Below are 15,586 nucleotides of genomic sequence, written 5' to 3' on the forward strand. Positions count from 1 at the left end.
GCAATGAGCACCACCCAGGAAGCAACCGCCACCTCGCTGCTGCGCTTCGCCACCGCGGGCTCCGTCGACGACGGCAAGTCCACCCTGGTGGGCCGGCTGCTGCACGACTCCAAGTCGGTGCTGGCCGACCAGCTGGAGGCCGTCGAGCACGCCTCCCGCCGCCGCGGCCAGGAGGCCCCCGACCTGGCGCTGCTGACCGACGGCCTGCGCGCCGAGCGCGAGCAGGGCATCACCATCGACGTGGCGTACCGCTACTTCGCCACCGCCCGCCGCCGGTTCATCCTCGCCGACACCCCGGGCCACGTGCAGTACACCCGCAACATGGTCACCGGCGCGTCCACCGCCGAGCTGGCCGTGGTGCTGGTCGACGCCCGCAACGGCGTGGTCGAGCAGACCCGCCGGCACGCCGCGGTCGCCGCCCTGCTGCGCGTCCCGCACGTCGTCCTCGCGGTCAACAAGATGGACCTGGTCGACTACGCGGAGCCGGTGTTCGCCGCCATCGCCGAGGAGTTCACCGCGTACGCGGCCTCGCTCGGGGTCAAGGACGTCGTGGCGGTGCCGATCTCGGCGCTGGCCGGCGACAACGTGGTCGAGCCCTCCGCGCACATGGACTGGTACGGCGGCCCGACCCTGCTGGAGCACCTGGAGACCGTCCCGGTCGGCACCGACCCGAGCGTCGAGCCGGTCCGTTTCCCGGTCCAGTACGTGATCCGGCCGCAGAGCGAGGAGTTCCACGACTACCGCGGCTACGCGGGCCAGCTGGCCTCCGGCGTGCTGCGGGTCGGCGACGCGGTGACGGTGCTGCCCTCGGGCCACACCAGCACCGTCGCGGCGATCGACGCGCTCGGCGTCCCCACCGAGATCGCCTGGGCCCCGCAGTCGGTGACGGTCCGCCTCGCGGACGACATCGACATCTCCCGCGGCGACCTGATCGCGGCCGGGACGCTGCCCGTCCCCACCAAGGACGTGCGGGCCACGGTCTGCCACCTGAACGAGCGTCCGCTGCACGTCGGCGCGAAGGTGCTGCTCAAGCACACCACCCGCACCGTGCGCGCCCTCGTCAAGGAGATCTCGTACCGGATCGACATCGACACGCTGGAGCGGCGCTCCGGCGCCGAGGGGCTGAACGTCAACGACATCGGCCACGTGGTGCTGCGCACCGCCGAGCCGCTGGCCCTCGACGACTACACCGACAACCGCCGCACGGGCTCGTTCGTCCTGATCGACCCGTCCGACGGCACCACGCTCACCGCCGGCATGGCGGGCGAGGCGTTCGACACCGTCAGCACCACCGACGCTTCCCAAGAGGAGGACTGGGTCTGATGCCCAGCGAGGCGTTCTCGGGCATGGACAAGGAAGGCGGCCGCATCGGCAGCGGCGTCCTCGGCAGCGGCCAGGGCGGCCTGACGCGATGTGGGGGCGGACAGGGGCGCTGAGCCCCTGTCACCGGGCCCGCACGCCGCCGTTCCTTCCCACAGCAGGCACGGCGGAGGCGGCCCGGCCCCGGCAGCACGTCAGGCACGGACCTTCCTTCTCTCTCGAACGGGACACCTCTCATGGCACCGAGCTCTCAGCCCACCCATACCTCCGCACGCCCCCGCGCGGGCCGGATCAGACGCGCCGCCGTGGCGGCCGTCGCCGTGCTGACCACCGCCGGCCTGCTGTCGGCCTGCTCGTACGGCTCCAAGAGCGACGACAAGGCCTCCGCCAAGCCGTCCGCGAGCGGCGCGAAGCTCTCCGCGGACACCGTGAAGATCGGCTACTTCGCCAACCTCACCCACGGCACCGCGCTGGTCGGCCTCAAGCAGGGCATCATCCAGCAGGAGCTGGGCGGCACCCAGATCAAGACCCAGGTCTTCAACGCGGGCCCGGCCGAGATCGAGGCCCTGAACGCGGGCTCGATCGACATCGGCTGGATCGGCCCCTCCCCGTCGATCAACGGCTACACCCAGTCCGGCGGCAAGTCGCTGAAGATCATCAGCGGTTCGGCCTCCGGCGGCGTCAAGCTGGTCGTCAACCCGGACAAGATCAAGTCCCTGGACGACCTCAAGGGCAAGAAGATCGCCACCCCGCAGCTCGGCAACACCCAGGACGTCGCCCTGCTCAACTACCTGGCGGAGAAGGGCTACAAGGTCGACGCCCAGACCGGCGACGGCGACGTGAAGGTGCTGCGCACCGACAACAAGGTCACCCCCGACGCGTACAAGTCCGGCTCCATCGACGGCGCGTGGGTGCCCGAGCCGACCGCCTCCAAGCTGGTCACCCTCGGCGCGAAGGTCCTGCTCAACGAGAAGGACGTCTGGCCGGACAAGAAGTTCGTCATCACCAACATCATCGTCTCGCAGAAGTTCCTCAAGGAGCACCCGGACGTGGTGGAGGCCGTGCTGCGCGGCTCGGTGAAGACCAACGCCTGGATCAAGGCCAACCCGGCCCAGGCCAAGGACGTCGCCAACGCCCAGATCAAGGCCGACGCGGGCAACGCCCTGGACGCCGCGATCCTCGACCCGGCCTGGCAGGACATCGACTTCATCGACGACCCGCTGGCGAACACCCTGCAGGCCGAGGCCGACCACGCCGTCACCGCCGGGCTGCTCAAGAAGCCCAACCTGGACGGGATCTACGACCTGACCCTGCTCAACAAGGTGCTGAAGGAGAACAACCAGCCCGCCGTCGCCGACGCCGGTCTGGGCACCAAGTAAGTCTCCCAGGCCCCGAGGTCCGCGCCCCGCGCCCGCCCAACCGATGCCCACTCACCGGGCGGGCGCGGGGCCGGACCCCGGACACCGATCCCTTCCCTGCCCGGAACCACACCCGCAGGAGGTGCCCGTGACCACGGCACTGACCACCTCGCCCGACGCCCCCGGCGCGGGCCGTCCGGACGGCGACACCGCCGTCCGGATCTCGCACGTGCACAAGACCTTCGGCCGCCCCGGCACCGCCGCACCGGTGCTGGAGGACATCAACCTCACCGTCGCACCCGGCGAGTTCGTCACCCTGCTCGGCGCCTCCGGCTGCGGCAAGTCCACCCTGCTCAACCTGGTGGCCGGACTGGACAAGCCGACCTCCGGCACCATCGAGGTGCCCGGCGGCCGCCCCGCCCTGATGTTCCAGGACCACGCGCTGTTCCCCTGGCTCACCGCGGGCCGGAACATCGAACTCGCGCTGCGCCTGGCCGGCGTCCCCAAGGAGGAGCGCCGCCCCGAGGCCGAGCGGCTGCTCGAACTCGTCCGGCTCAAGGGCTCCTACAGGAAGCGCGTCCACGAGCTCTCCGGCGGCATGCGCCAGCGCGTCGCGCTGGCCCGCTCGCTCGCCCAGGGCTCCCAGGTGCTGCTGATGGACGAGCCGTTCGCCGCGCTCGACGCCATCACCCGCGACGTCCTGCACGACGAGATCACCCGGATCTGGGCGGAGAAGCAGCTCGCCGTCCTGTTCGTCACCCACAACGTCCGCGAGGCCGTCCGCCTCGCCCAGCGCGTCGTGCTGCTCTCCTCCCGCCCGGGCCGGGTCGCCAAGGAGTGGCGCATCGACCTGCCGCAGCCGCGCCGCATCGAGTCGGCCGGGGTCGCGGATCTGTCCATCGAGATCACCGAAGAACTGCGTGGGGAGATCCGCCGCCATGTCCAGCACTGACACCGCCGCCACCCCCCTCGCCAAGGACGGTTCCGCCGACAGCGCGAGCGTCGAGGCCGGCCTCGACGCCCTGGAGACCGTCCAGGCGCAGCGCACCCCGCTCTCCGTGGTGCTGCGCCAGAAGGTCCTGCCGCCGGTCCTCGGCGTGGTGCTGGTCCTGGTCGTCTGGCAGATCGCCTACAGCCTCGAACTCACCACCCCCGACAAGCTCCCCAGCCCCGCGGACGTCTGGCACTCGCTCACCGAACTCTGGTACGCCGGAACGCTGTTCTCCATCATCTGGACCAGTGTCTGGCGCGGCCTGTCCGGCTTCGTGCTGTCCGTCGTCATCGGCACCCCGATCGGCCTGCTGGTCGCCCGGATCAAGCCGGTGCGGGCCGCGCTCGGCCCGGTCCTCTCCGGCCTGCAGTCGCTGCCCTCGGTGGCCTGGGTGCCCGCCGCGATCATCTGGCTCGGCATCACCAACTCCGCCATGTACGCGGTCATCCTGCTCGGCGCCGTCCCGTCCATCGCCAACGGCCTGATCAGCGGCATCGACCAGGTCCCGCCGATCTACCTGCGGGCCGGCCAGACCCTCGGCGCGACCGGCCTGCGCGGCGCCCGCCACATCCTGCTGCCCGCCGCGCTGCCCGGCTACCTGGCCGGGCTCAAGCAGGGCTGGGCCTTCTCCTGGCGCTCCCTGATGGCCGCCGAACTCATCGCCGCCTCCCCCGACCTGGGCCTCGGCCTCGGCCGCTACCTGGAGAACCAGCGCGAGTTCTCCAACATGTCCGGCGTCCTGCTCGGCATCCTGCTGATCCTGTTCGTCGGCGTCGCCATCGACCTGCTCTTCTTCTCCCCCCTGGAACGCCACGTCCTGCGCAGCCGCGGCCTCCTCGTCAACTCCCGCTGACCCCATGCCCCCTCGCACCACCACACCGCCCGCCCTCGCGCCCCGCCAGGGGCGCGGGGAGCCGGGCGCTGCGGAAGGCGGCTTCCCGCAGCCGGACGCAGCCCTCGCCCCCGCGCGCCGGACGCCGCCGCCCGCTGCGGGTGCACCCGTGCCGCCGCTCCTGCTGCTCGCGCACGGCTCCCGCGACCCGCGCCACGCCGCGACCGTCGAGGCCCTCGCCGCCGCCGTCCGCGTCCTGCGCCCCGAACTGCCGGTCACCACCGCGTACCTGGACCACTGCGCGCCTCGCATCGCCCAGGTCGCCCCGCGCCTGACCGACGCGATCGCCGTGCCGCTGCTCCTGAACCGGGCGTTCCACGCCAAGCACGACATCCCGGCCGCCCTGCGCGCCGCCGGTTCGGCGATCCCGGTCGCGGAGGTCCTCGGCCCCTCCCCGCTGCTGCTGGAAGCCCTCGACCGCCGCCTGGCCGAGTCCGGCCCGGACGTCGCCGACCCGGCGGTCCGGGCCCGCACCGGTGTCGTGCTGGCCGCCGCCGGCTCCTCCGACCCGGCCGCGAACGCCACCACCCGGGCGGTGGCCGCCGAGTGGCGCCGCACCCGCGGCTGGGCCGCCGTCACCATCGCGCACGCCTCCGGCACCGGCCCGACCGTCGCCGAGGCCCTCGCCGCCCTGCGCGCCGTCCCGGCCGTCCGCGGCACCGCCGTCGCCCCGTACCTGCTGGCCCCGGGCCTCCTCCCGGACCGGATCGCCGCCGCCGCGGCCGCCGCCCGCGCCGACCACCTCGCCCCGGTCCTGGGCGCCGCCCCGGAACTGGCCCGCCTGGTGCTGGCCCGCCACGCCGAGGCCGCCCTCGCCCTGGGCGCCCCGCAGCCGGTCAGCCGACCCGGCGCAGCGTGAACCCGTCGCCCGGCGTGCCCGCGAGCAGCAGGTCGAGGCGGCCGCTGAGGGTGTAGACCCTGTCGCCCGGGCCGGCGGTGATCGCGGTGGGGTCGGTGTCGGTCAGCGGGCGGTCGGCGGTCAGGGCGGCGCTGCGCCAGCCGTCGGCGCTGCGGAGGGTCAGTTCGGCGTCCCGCCCGCCGTCGCCGAGGTGGTTGGTGACGGCGAGCACCGAACCGTCCGGCCGCCCCAGCATCCCGTCCAGCCCGACGAACCGGTCCCCCGCCCCACCGGCACCGTCGGCCCCCCGCACCTCGATCCGCGACAGCTCCGCGGGCCGGTCGACCGGGATGCGCCAGAGCGTGGCGTCGTCGGTCTTGCCGACGACGAGCACGCCGTCCCGCCAGACGATGCCGTTGAGCCCGATGCCGCCGGCGGGCGCGGCCAGCCGCGGGTCGCGGACCAGCACCTCGGCCGTGCCGTCGGGCGTGACGCGGTAGACGAGCGGCGCGAAGGTGTCGGTGACGTACGCGGTGCCGTCGGGCGCGTAGGCGACGTCGTTGGCGAGGTGCGGTCCGCCGTCGGCGGCGGCCGCGGCCAGGTCGGCGTGGAAGACCCGCCGTCCGGTGCGCAGGTCGTACGCGCCGAGTCCGGCGGTGTGCGCGGTGCTCGCGGGGGTGCTGCGGTCGCCGACCCCCAGGTCGCCGTCGGCGACCAGGACCCGGCCGCGGGCGGGGTCGGCGTGCAGGCCGATGACGCTGACCAGGTGGGCGGGGTCGTCGACCAGGGTGCGCAGCGTCCCGTCGGGGCGGACCTCGCTGACGGTGCCGTGCGCCATCGAGCCGACCAGGAAGCGGTGGTGCGCGGCGTCCCAGGTGGCGCCCTCGGGGGTGGCCGCGGCGCCGTGCCCGACCACCACCGCGGGGCCCCGCCGGCCCGCCGCACCCGCGCCCGCCGCACCCACCGCACCCGCGGGCGCCGCCGACCCGGCGACCAGCGCCGCCACCACGCCCGCCCCGACCAGGACCTGACGGATCGTCATCTCTGCTCCTCGTGCTCTCCCCCGGCGGCCGTCCCGCCGGACGCCTCCACCCTCCCGCCGCCCGCCGGGGTCCGGCAGTGCGTGCGGATACTGGTAGTCGCGGTGACAGGCAGCGCGGGACGGAGGGGGCGGACATGGCGGGGGCGGAGTTCCGGAGGGATTCGCTGGCGGGGTTCCTGCGGGCGCGGCGCGCGGCGCTGTCGCCGGAGCAGGTGGGGATGGCGCCGGGGGTGCGGCGGCGGACGCCGGGGCTGCGGCGGGAGGAGGTGGCGCTGCTCGCGGGCGTGGGGGTGACCTGGTACACGTGGCTGGAGCAGGGGCGGGAGATCAACCCGTCGCCGGAGGTGCTGGGGGCGCTGGCCCGGACGCTGCGGCTGGACGCGGCGGAGACCGACTACCTGTTCCGGCTGGCGGGGCAGCCGCCGCGCCCGGCGCCGGGGACGACGGACCTGGAGGTGGCTCCGGCGCTGCTGCGGCTGGTGCGGGCGCAGGCGCCCGCCCCGGCGTTCCTGACCGATCCGGACTGGGAGGTGCGGGCCTGGAACCCTCCGGCGGACGCCGTGTTCGACTTCTCCCGGCTGCCGCCGGAGCAGCGCAACCTGGCCTGGGTGGCGCTGCTGCACGAACCGACCCGCCGCCGCGTCGTCGACTGGGAGCACCACGCCCGCCGCACCCTGGCCGAGCTGCGCGCGGCGTACGGGGAGCGCGGCGGCGACGGGGACCCGGCGGCGGCCCGGCTGGCGGCGCTGGTGGACCGGCTGCGGGCCGCGTCCCCGGAGGTCGGCCGGTGGTGGGACGAGCACCGGGTGCGCGAGCGGGTCGGCACCGAGAAGGACCTGCAGCACGAGACGGCGGGCCTGCTGCGCCTGGACCAGGTGGTGCTGGGCGCCCCGGGCGGCCTGCGCCTGGTGGTGCTGGCCCCGCGCGACGCCGCCACCGCCGACCGGCTGCACGCCCTGACGGCGGCCGCCGCACCGCAGCGGTCCTGACCGTCCCCGTCGGGCGCGGATTCCTCCTTGCCGCCGGTCGTTCGAACCGGAATGATCCCCCCGTGCACCACCTCATCGCCCCGATCACCGTCGTCGTGATCCTCGCCCTGGTCCGCGGTCACCGTTCCCGGAACACCGGGCCGTCCGCCCCGAAGTCGCCCGCCCGGCAGGCCCCCTACCGGGTGCCGGAGTCGTTCGACGCCGCCGCGTACGGGCTGCCGCCCCGCGGGAGCTCGACCCGACCCGGGTCGGCCCGCCCCTGCCCGCCCGGGTGAAGGCCGCGCAGGCGGTGGCGGACGCCGCCTGGGGCGGCGACTGGCGGTCCGCCGCCGACCACCTCGCCGCGGCGGCGGGCGACTGGGACGAGCACTGGTCGCGCTTCGAGCTGCTGCGCACGGTCGCCCGGGAGGACGGCGCCTGGCTGACGGCCTGGCGCGCGGCGGACCCGAACAGCTGCGACGCGGCGGCCCTGGAGGCGGACCTGATGGTGCACCGCGCCTGGGCGATCCGGGGCGGCGGCTACGCGAACGAGGTCCCGGCCGAGAGGATGGCCGAGTTCCGGGCACTGCTCCCGGCGGCGATCGAGGCGGCCCGCCGGGCCGCGCTGCTGGACCCGGCGAACCCGGCGCCCTGGGTGGTCATGGTGACGGCGGCGCGCGGCGCGCAGATCGAGCCGGACGGGTTCCGCCCGCTGTGGGAGGGCCTGGTGGCCCGGGCCCCGCACCACTACGAGGGCCACTGGCAGGGCATGCAGTACTGGTGCGCCAAGTGGTACGGCACCAACGGGCGGATGATGCGGTTCGCCGAGGCCGCGATGGACGCCGCCCCGCAGCGCAGCCCGCTCGCCGGCCTCTACCTGCACGCGCTGTCCGAGCTGGAGTCCCGTGGCTCCGGGCTGCCGACCGGCCCCGCCGCGACCGCCCGGCTGGAGGCCGTCGCCCGGGCGCTGTCCGAGGTCCCCGCGGATCACCCGCGCCTGCCGGGCCTGCGGCACCTGCTGGCCCACTACCTCGGCCGGGCCGGGCTGCACGCGGCCGCGCTGGAGCAGTTCCGGCTCATCGGCCGCTGGTGCGGCGCCCAGGTGTGGGCGGACCGGGGCGACCCGGCCGAGGCGTTCCACGCGGCCCGCGCCGAGGCGGTGGAGAAGTCCGGCGCCCGACCGCTGCCGCCCGAGCAGCAGTGGCGGGCGAAGAACCCGGACGCGGCGTTCCACCGCTGAGCCCGGCCGCCGCCCTCAGGACGCGTAGGCGGCGGCGAGCTCGTCCGCGGTGGACGGCAGCGGGGTGGTGAGGGCGGCCCAGGAGCCGTCGGGGAAGTGCAGGTCGACCCGGCCGCGCTGGAGCACGCCCTTGGGGTTGCGGCGCAGCGCGGCGGTCTCGTGCCGGGGCAGTTCGTGGTGCGGGGCGTAGACCGGGTCGAGCTGCCAGGGCTTGGCGCGGTCGGCGAGCAGCAGCAGGCGGCGGTCGGTGAGGGCGAGCAGGCAGTCGCCCTTGGCACCGTCCTCGTACCAGCGCAGGACGAACCGCCCGGCGGCGGAGGTCCAGCCGCCGTCCATGCCGCGGCCGTGCCAGGCCGCGTCGGGGACGGCGTCGGCGATCCGGTCGCCGACCGCCCCGGTGGCGGAGGCGACCGGGTCGACGAGGGCCCTGGCGCGCCGGAGCAGTCCGATCGGACGGGCCAACTTCCGTTCCCATTCGGCGGGTTGGCGCGGGGGCAGGAGTTCGGCCGGGGGGTGCGGAATACCGGGGGCGAGGGAGACCGTCGCGGCGGCGCGGAGCCGTTCGCCGGGGGCGAGGAAGGGGGTGGCGGCTTGCCGGTCCCGGTCGAGCACGGGGACTGTCCTCCGAGGGGGCGCGGGGCGTTCCGGCCCGCGGGGGCGGACCGGGCAATGCCGCGGAACGGTCATGGAACGGCAAAGAAACTAACACGCCATCACCCGTTCGAGTGAGACCCGGAACCGGCGAGGCGTTCGTGCACCCACGGGTCCGCGGCGTGCCGCGCCGCCTCCCGGCGGGCCGCCCGGAACCGCTCCCCGAGGTCCCCGTACGGGGCGTCCGCCCACCGCCAGGCGCCGACCGCGCACGCCTGCCGCAGCGGGGCGCCGCCCTGCACCGCGGCGAGCAGTTCCTCCTGCAGCCGTCGGCGCCCGCCCGCGGCCAGCAGGACCTGGGCCAGCCAGCGCGGCGAGGAGGGGTCGTCGTCGGCCAGCAGCGCGTCCAGCACCGGCCCGTAGTGGGCGCGGGCCGCAGCCCGGTCCTCGGCCAGGTGCCGGTAGGCGGTCTGCCGCTTGTGCCCGATCCGGTGGTACTGCGCGTACCCGGGGGCCCGGGCGGCCAGCGCGGCGACCCGCTCGTCCGGTTCGATCCGGACCTCGATGCCGAGCGCCGCGAGCAGCGCGTCCAGCGCCGCCTCCTGCGCGTCCAGCCGCGCGCCCCGCCCCGGCTCCACGCCCTGCTCCCGCCCCGCGCCCTGCCCCTGCCCCTGCCCCTGCCCCATGCGTGCGCCCTCTCCGCTCTCCGCCCGACCCCGCCCGCGGATACTTGCAGGCGCGGGAATTTGCGTACCTCGAATAAGCTTGGCACCGGTAGGACCCACCGACGAAGGGAGCACGGCCATGACCCGACCGGACCCGGGCCTGGCGCACGGCTGGTGCGCCCTCACCGCCCTGCACGGCCGGATCGAGGCCCACGTCGAGCGCGCCCTGCAGGCCGAGCACGAGCTCAGCGTCCGCGAGTTCTCCGTGCTGGACGTGCTCTCCGACCAGCACGACGGCGACGGCGGCCACTTCCGGATGAACCAGCTCGCCGACGCGGTCGTGCTCAGCCAGAGCGCCACCACCCGCCTGGTCACCAGGCTGGAGGACCGCGGCCTGCTGGCCCGCTACCTCTGCCCCACCGACCGCCGCGGCATCTACACCAACGTCACCCCGGACGGCCTCGCCCTGCTGGAACGGGCCCGCCCCACCAACGACCGCGCCCTCGCCGAGGCCCTCGACAGCGCCGAACAGCGCCCCGAACTCGCCCCCCTGGTGACCGCCGTCCGCACCCTCTCCCGCCCCGCCCCCGCCCCCGCGGGCTGAGCCAGCACCGGTACGCCGGAGCGTCCCCGCCCGACACCGACGGCCCGCCGACGGTCGGAGAAGGGTCCGCACCGGACGCCCCCGCCGGACCGGGGCGGCGCCGCCGCCCACCGTCCCCCCACGGCCCACCGGCGCCGCCGAACCCCGCCCCGCCCCCGCACTGGGGCCGGGGCCGGGACCGGAGCCGTCCGGGCCTAGTCGGCCTTGCGGCGCTGGCGGCCCGTGCCGTAGTTCGAGCCGCTCTTCGAGCCGGAGCCCGGCTTCGCCCGGCCGGAGGCCTTGCCGATGAAGCCCGCCGCCATCTGCGAACTCCCGCCGCCGGGGCGCTGCTTGGGGCGGGGGCGGCGCGGGTTGCCGCTCATGTCGACGTCCTTGGGCAGGCCGCTGTCGGCCCGCTTCGCCGGGCGGCGGCGCGCCTCGCCGTCCACCGGCTTCGCCCCGCCGCGCCCGCGGCCGCGGCCGCCGCGGCCGGTGCCCTCGCCGTTCGCCGCCGCGGGCTGCTCCTGGGCCGGGGCGGCGGCCGCGGCGGGCACCGGCAGGGTGACGGCCACGCCGGAGGGGGTGCGGGCGCCGGTGATCCGCCCCAGTTCGCCGTCCTGGGGACGGACCTTGGTGACGGTCGGGCGGATCCCGGCGATGCTCATCAGCCGGTTGACCTCGCGGCGCTGCTCGGGCAGCACCAGGGTCACCACGGTGCCGGACTCGCCGGCCCGGGCGGTGCGGCCGCCGCGGTGCAGGTAGTCCTTGTGGTCGATCGGCGGGTCGACGTTGACGACCAGGTCGAGGCCGTCGATGTGGATGCCGCGGGCGGCCACGTTGGTGGCGATCAGCGCGGTGACCTCGCCCTCGCGGAACTGGTCGAGGACGCGGTTGCGCTGCGGCTGCGACTTGCCGCCGTGCAGCGCGGCGGCGACCACGCCGTTGGCGCGCAGCTGCTTGGCCAGCCGGTCCGCGCCGTGCTTGGTGTGCACGAACATGATCACCCGGCCCTCGCGGGAGGCGATCCGGGCGGTGGTCTCGGCCTTGTCGGCGGGGTCGAGCTGCAGCAGGTGGTGGTCCATGGTGGTGACCGCCCCGGCCGACGGGTCCACCGAGTGGGTGACCGGGTCGGTGAGGAAACGGTTGACCAGCCGGTCCACGTTGCGGTCCAGGGTGGCGGAGAACAGCATCCGCTGCCCGCCCTCGGCGACCTGCTCCAGCAGCTTGACGACCTGCGGCAGGAAGCCCATGTCGGCCATCTGGTCGGCCTCGTCGAGGACGGTGATCGCCACGTCCTCCAGGAACACGTCGCCGCGCTGGATCAGGTCGTCCAGCCGGCCGGGGGTGGCGACCAGCACCTCGGTGCCGCGCCGCACCTGGTTGGACTGCCGGGTGATCGACATGCCGCCGACCACGGTGGTGATCCGCAGGTTGAGCACCCCGGCGTACGGGGCGAGCGCCTCGGTGACCTGCTGCGCCAGCTCGCGGGTCGGCACCAGCACCAGGGCCAGCGGCCGCCGCGCGGTGGCCCGCTTGCCCGCGGTGCGCACCAGCAGCGGCAGGCCGAAGGCGAGCGTCTTGCCGGAGCCGGTGCGGCCGCGGCCGAGCACGTCGCGCCCGGCCAGCGCGTCCGGCAGCGTCGCCGCCTGGATCGGGAACGGCTCGGTGACGCCCTGCGCGCCGAGCTCCCTCATCAGCCCGGCGGGCAGCTCCAGCTCGGCGAAGCTCGCCGCGGGCGGACGCGACGGGGTGCCCTGCACGGGCGTGAAGTCCTCGGCGACCGCGGGCGCGGCGGCCCGGCGCTGGCGGCGCGGCTGCTCACCGCGCGTCGCCGCGCCCCCGCCGGTGCGGGGCGCGCCGCTGCGCGGCTTCCCGCCGCGGGTGCGCGGCTTGCTCTCACCGCGGGGGTGCTCACCGCGGGAGTGCTCGGAGGTACGGGGCTGCTCGCCGCGGGACCGGTCGGTGCGCGGGCGGGACTGCTCGGGCATGCGTGTTCCACTTCCTGAGGGGCCGTCGGCCCGTGCGCGGCAGGGGCCGCGGAGGGGCTGAACGATGAACCGGCCGCCAGAAAGGGTGGAGGGGCCGCCCCGGCCGTCGGGCGGCATGGACGAGGGCCCGTACCCTGTGGAGGTACGGGCCCTCGCCTGCGACATCTAGGAGTCGGCGTGAGCCGGGACTCAGATGGTGCGGATGTTCTCCGCCTGCGGGCCCTTCTGGCCCTGGGTGACGTCGAACTCGACCTTCTGGCCCTCGATCAGCTCACGGAAGCCGGTCGACTGGATGTTCGAGTAGTGAGCGAAGACGTCGGCGCCGCCGCCGTCCTGCTCGATGAAGCCGTAGCCCTTTTCGCTGTTGAACCACTTCACGGTGCCGGTAGCCATAACCGTCTCCACTTTCACTGGGGCATTGGGACACACACCTCGTGCGCCCCACGTAGCCGCGATCCCCATCCGGAGACTAAACACCGGACAAAACAAATGCGCCTGTCGGTTGGAACCAGCAGGCGCACACACACGTTCATGGGAACCAATACTGCAACTGCTTCGACAATAGCACGTCGGCCCTCGTCAATGGGGGCAATGGTTGCGCTGGTCACACCGTGTTTCGCGGACACGCGCAGGGGGCATGCGATCCGTTCGGACCACATGCCCCCGCGCACCGGGCCGCCGGGCACCCCCGGCGGCGGTCGGGTCAGACCCGGCCGGCCGGCTCCGGCTCGCGCTCACCGATCGCCTCGGGGCCGTGGTCGGGCATCGCGCCGTGACCGGGCCACCACGCCTTCCTGCCGAGCAGGGCGGTGATCGACGGGGTGAAGAACATCGCCATCACGAAGGCCGCCACCACGATGCCGAAGGCCATCGCGAAGCCGAACTCCAGCATGAAGACGTTGCCCGCCAGCATGAACGTGGCGAACGAGGCCGCCAGGATGAAGCCGGCCGCCGCGACGGTCGGGCCGCCGTGGCGCAGCGCCTCGCGGGCCGCCTCGCGCGGGCTGCGGCCCTCGCGGGCCTCCTCCCGCAGGCGGGCGATGATCAGGATGTTGTAGTCGGTGCCGATCGCCACCACGAAGAGGTAGATCAGGATCGGCATCATGAACATCATGCCGGGCTCGCCCTTGATGTTCTGGAAGAGCACGGTGGCGGCACCCAACGTCGCGGTGAAGCCGAGGCCGACCGAGGCCATCAGGTACCAGGGGGCGACCACGCTGCGCAGCTGCAGGCCCAGGATCAGCAGGATCAGCAGACCCGCGACCGGGAAGACCAGCTGGTAGTCGTGGGTCATCGCCAGGTTGATGTCCTTGAGGATCGCGCTCTTGCCGCCGACCTTCGCCTCGGTGCCCGCCGGGGCCTTCGCGTGCGCGACGTCCCGGAGGTCGGTGACGGCATCGATCGCCGCGTTGCTCTCCGGGCTGTCCTTGAACACCACCGCGAAGTCGGCGGTGACGCCGTCCTTGCTGACCTTCGGCTCGGCGGGAGCCGCGGCCACGCCCTCGACCTTGCCGAGCTCGGCCGCGTACGACTCGAAGGCGGCCGGGTCGAGCTTCGCACCGGACTTGCCGGTCAGGTAGACGTGCGCCGGGTCGGCGGCGCCCGCGGAGAAGCCGTTGGTCAGCTTGTCCTGGACGACCATCGACTCCGCGGTCTTGGGCATGGAGCTGCCGGCCAGGTCAAAGAAGCCGTTGTAGTTGACGGCACCGAGCGACAGCGCCACCAGGACGCCGCCGGAGGCGACCGCGACGAGCGCGGGGCGCTTCTCGACGACCTTGCCGAGCGCGGCGAAGCGAGCGTCGCTCGGCTCCTCCATCCACTTCTTGCCGGGCCAGAACACGGCCCTGGCGGGGATGACGGCGAGCAGCGCCGGGGCCAGGGTGAGGGCGGCGAAGGCGGTGACCACGACGGCGATGGCCAGGCCGGGGCCGAGCGCCTTGAACATGCCGAGGCTGGAGAGGACCAGCGCCGCGAACGCGATGGTGACCGCACCGGCCGCCGAGGTGATCGCCTCGCCGACCCGGCCGACCGCGTTGACCACGGCGGTCTTGCGGTCGTCGCCCGCCCGCAGCCGCTCGCGGTAGCGGAAGGCCAGGAAGAGGAAGTAGTCGGTGCCGACGCCGAGCACCACGACGATCAGAATCGCCGAGAGGACCGGCGTGCTGTCCAGGTCGAACGCCTTGGTGACGTAGTTGATCAGGCCGTTGGCGGTCGGCATGGCGAACATCAGCGACACCAGCAGCGGCAGGATGCCGGCCAGGACGCTGCGGAAGATGATGCCGACGATGACCGCGACCAGCAGCACGGTGGACATGGCGATGATCGCGTCGGCCGAGCCGGAGGCGTCCTGCTGGTCCAGCGCCTGGGCGGCGGGGCCGCCGAGCTGGAACTTGACGTCGGTGCCCTGGGCGAGCGCCTTGCCGTCGTCGCGGATCTGCTTGGCGATGTCGCCGAACTCCTTGGAGTCCTGCTGCTTCGCCTTGTCGATGGCGATCGGCGACAGCGCGTACTGGCCGTTCTTCGAGGTCGTTTCCGCACTGACCGGCACGACCTGCTGGACCGAGTCGATCTTCTTGTCGGTCAGTCCCTGGGTGATCCTGGCGATGTCGGCCTTGTCCTTCTCGGTCAGCGCACCGCCGTCGTTGCGCTCGAACAGCGCGTACGCGGACGGGGTGAAGCTGGTCGGGAAGGCCTTCTCCTGGAGCTCTGCGGCCTGGATCGACTCGTAGTGCTTGGGCAGGAACGATGCCTCGTCCGTCTGCGCGCTGATCTTCGGCGCGGTGGCGGCGATGGCGATCATGCCGATCACCCAGGCCGCGATCACCCACCAGGCCCGCTTGACGACGAAGTGTCCAAGTCGGTGGAACATGCTCGAAATGCCTCCTGGGCATGGTCACCGCAGCCGGGGGACGGGAACCGGGCAACGGCTCTGACCGGCGGGCGGACCCCCAGCGGGATCTAGCCGGTCGGCAGGTAAGGACGAGTGAGCATCCTACGTGACCTTACTTGCCGCCCGGCAAGTGGGTTTCGCATCTGCCCCCTAGGGACGGCCACGGAACCGGCCCCGCACCATCGTCACCCGGCCCGGACCCCCCTCACCTCGTGCTCCG

General features: G+C 74.2%; 15 protein-coding genes. 9 read left to right on the top strand and 6 right to left on the bottom strand.

The window, feature by feature from the left end:
* Nucleotides 1–3: 3 nt before the first annotated feature.
* The 5 genes from QSK52_RS14470 to QSK52_RS14490 all read left to right on the top strand — a co-directional run bounded on the left by QSK52_RS14470 (nucleotide 4) and on the right by QSK52_RS14490 (nucleotide 5,420).
* On the top strand, nucleotides 4–1,323 hold the full coding sequence (locus tag QSK52_RS14470; RefSeq protein ID WP_285736422.1) for a sulfate adenylyltransferase subunit 1: 1,320 nt from the start codon (nucleotides 4–6) through the stop codon (nucleotides 1,321–1,323).
* 233 nt (nucleotides 1,324–1,556) lie between these two features.
* Nucleotides 1,557–2,699 carry an aliphatic sulfonate ABC transporter substrate-binding protein gene (locus QSK52_RS14475; protein WP_435053248.1) on the top strand — a complete coding sequence of 381 codons (1,143 nt, stop codon included), beginning with the start codon at nucleotides 1,557–1,559 and terminating at the stop codon, nucleotides 2,697–2,699.
* A gap of 127 nt (nucleotides 2,700–2,826) precedes the next feature.
* Nucleotides 2,827–3,630, top strand: coding sequence for an ABC transporter ATP-binding protein (locus QSK52_RS14480; RefSeq protein ID WP_435053249.1), 804 nt, complete (start codon nucleotides 2,827–2,829; stop codon nucleotides 3,628–3,630).
* Entirely contained in the window at nucleotides 3,617–4,522 is a 906-nt protein-coding gene (locus QSK52_RS14485; protein WP_285736424.1) for an ABC transporter permease, read from the top strand. The genes QSK52_RS14480 and QSK52_RS14485 overlap by 14 nt, the downstream gene beginning before the upstream one ends.
* 148 nt (nucleotides 4,523–4,670) lie before the next feature.
* Nucleotides 4,671–5,420: a sirohydrochlorin chelatase gene (locus QSK52_RS14490; protein ID WP_285736425.1), complete on the top strand. Its 750-nt coding sequence runs from the start codon at nucleotides 4,671–4,673 to the stop codon at nucleotides 5,418–5,420.
* Here QSK52_RS14490 and QSK52_RS14495 read toward each other — a convergent pair.
* Nucleotides 5,398–6,441: a hypothetical protein gene (locus tag QSK52_RS14495; RefSeq protein WP_285736426.1), complete on the bottom strand. Its 1,044-nt coding sequence runs from the start codon at nucleotides 6,439–6,441 to the stop codon at nucleotides 5,398–5,400. The genes QSK52_RS14490 and QSK52_RS14495 overlap by 23 nt on opposite strands.
* A gap of 134 nt (nucleotides 6,442–6,575) precedes the next feature.
* Here QSK52_RS14495 and QSK52_RS14500 point away from each other — a divergent pair, with 134 nt between their 5' ends.
* The 3 genes from QSK52_RS14500 (at nucleotide 6,576) to QSK52_RS14510 (ending at nucleotide 8,649) form a co-directional block, all read left to right on the top strand.
* Nucleotides 6,576–7,430: a helix-turn-helix transcriptional regulator gene (locus tag QSK52_RS14500; protein ID WP_285736427.1), complete on the top strand. Its 855-nt coding sequence runs from the start codon at nucleotides 6,576–6,578 to the stop codon at nucleotides 7,428–7,430.
* Between the two features lie 62 nt (nucleotides 7,431–7,492).
* Nucleotides 7,493–7,705: a hypothetical protein gene (locus tag QSK52_RS14505; RefSeq protein ID WP_285736428.1), complete on the top strand. Its 213-nt coding sequence runs from the start codon at nucleotides 7,493–7,495 to the stop codon at nucleotides 7,703–7,705.
* Nucleotides 7,702–8,649 (top strand): hypothetical protein, encoded by a 948-nt coding sequence (locus tag QSK52_RS14510; RefSeq protein ID WP_285736429.1) that lies wholly within the window; start codon nucleotides 7,702–7,704, stop codon nucleotides 8,647–8,649. The genes QSK52_RS14505 and QSK52_RS14510 overlap by 4 nt, the downstream gene beginning before the upstream one ends.
* Before the next feature lie 15 nt (nucleotides 8,650–8,664).
* On the opposite strand, the gene QSK52_RS14515 is transcribed toward QSK52_RS14510, so the two are convergent.
* On the bottom strand, nucleotides 8,665–9,261 hold the full coding sequence (locus QSK52_RS14515) for a hypothetical protein (protein ID WP_285736430.1): 597 nt from the start codon (nucleotides 9,259–9,261) through the stop codon (nucleotides 8,665–8,667).
* Between the two features lie 101 nt (nucleotides 9,262–9,362).
* Nucleotides 9,363–9,926: a hypothetical protein gene (locus QSK52_RS14520; RefSeq protein ID WP_285736431.1), complete on the bottom strand. Its 564-nt coding sequence runs from the start codon at nucleotides 9,924–9,926 to the stop codon at nucleotides 9,363–9,365.
* A gap of 118 nt (nucleotides 9,927–10,044) precedes the next feature.
* Here QSK52_RS14520 and QSK52_RS14525 point away from each other — a divergent pair, with 118 nt between their 5' ends.
* Entirely contained in the window at nucleotides 10,045–10,509 is a 465-nt protein-coding gene (locus tag QSK52_RS14525) for a MarR family winged helix-turn-helix transcriptional regulator (protein ID WP_285736432.1), read from the top strand.
* 194 nt (nucleotides 10,510–10,703) lie between these two features.
* Here QSK52_RS14525 and QSK52_RS14530 read toward each other — a convergent pair whose 3' ends face one another.
* The 3 genes from QSK52_RS14530 to QSK52_RS14540 all read right to left on the bottom strand — a co-directional run bounded on the left by QSK52_RS14530 (nucleotide 10,704) and on the right by QSK52_RS14540 (nucleotide 15,345).
* Complete coding sequence (locus QSK52_RS14530) at nucleotides 10,704–12,476, bottom strand: DEAD/DEAH box helicase (protein WP_285736433.1); 1,773 nt, start codon at nucleotides 12,474–12,476, stop codon at nucleotides 10,704–10,706.
* A gap of 189 nt (nucleotides 12,477–12,665) precedes the next feature.
* Complete coding sequence (locus QSK52_RS14535; protein ID WP_176186992.1) at nucleotides 12,666–12,869, bottom strand: cold-shock protein; 204 nt, start codon at nucleotides 12,867–12,869, stop codon at nucleotides 12,666–12,668.
* 310 nt (nucleotides 12,870–13,179) lie between these two features.
* A complete protein-coding gene (locus QSK52_RS14540) occupies nucleotides 13,180–15,345 on the bottom strand; it encodes an MMPL family transporter (protein ID WP_285736434.1) in 2,166 nt (721 codons plus the stop codon).
* Nucleotides 15,346–15,586 lie beyond the last annotated feature (241 nt).

The organism is Kitasatospora phosalacinea, from assembly GCF_030268885.1.
Taxonomy (GTDB): domain Bacteria; phylum Actinomycetota; class Actinomycetes; order Streptomycetales; family Streptomycetaceae; genus Kitasatospora; species Kitasatospora phosalacinea_C.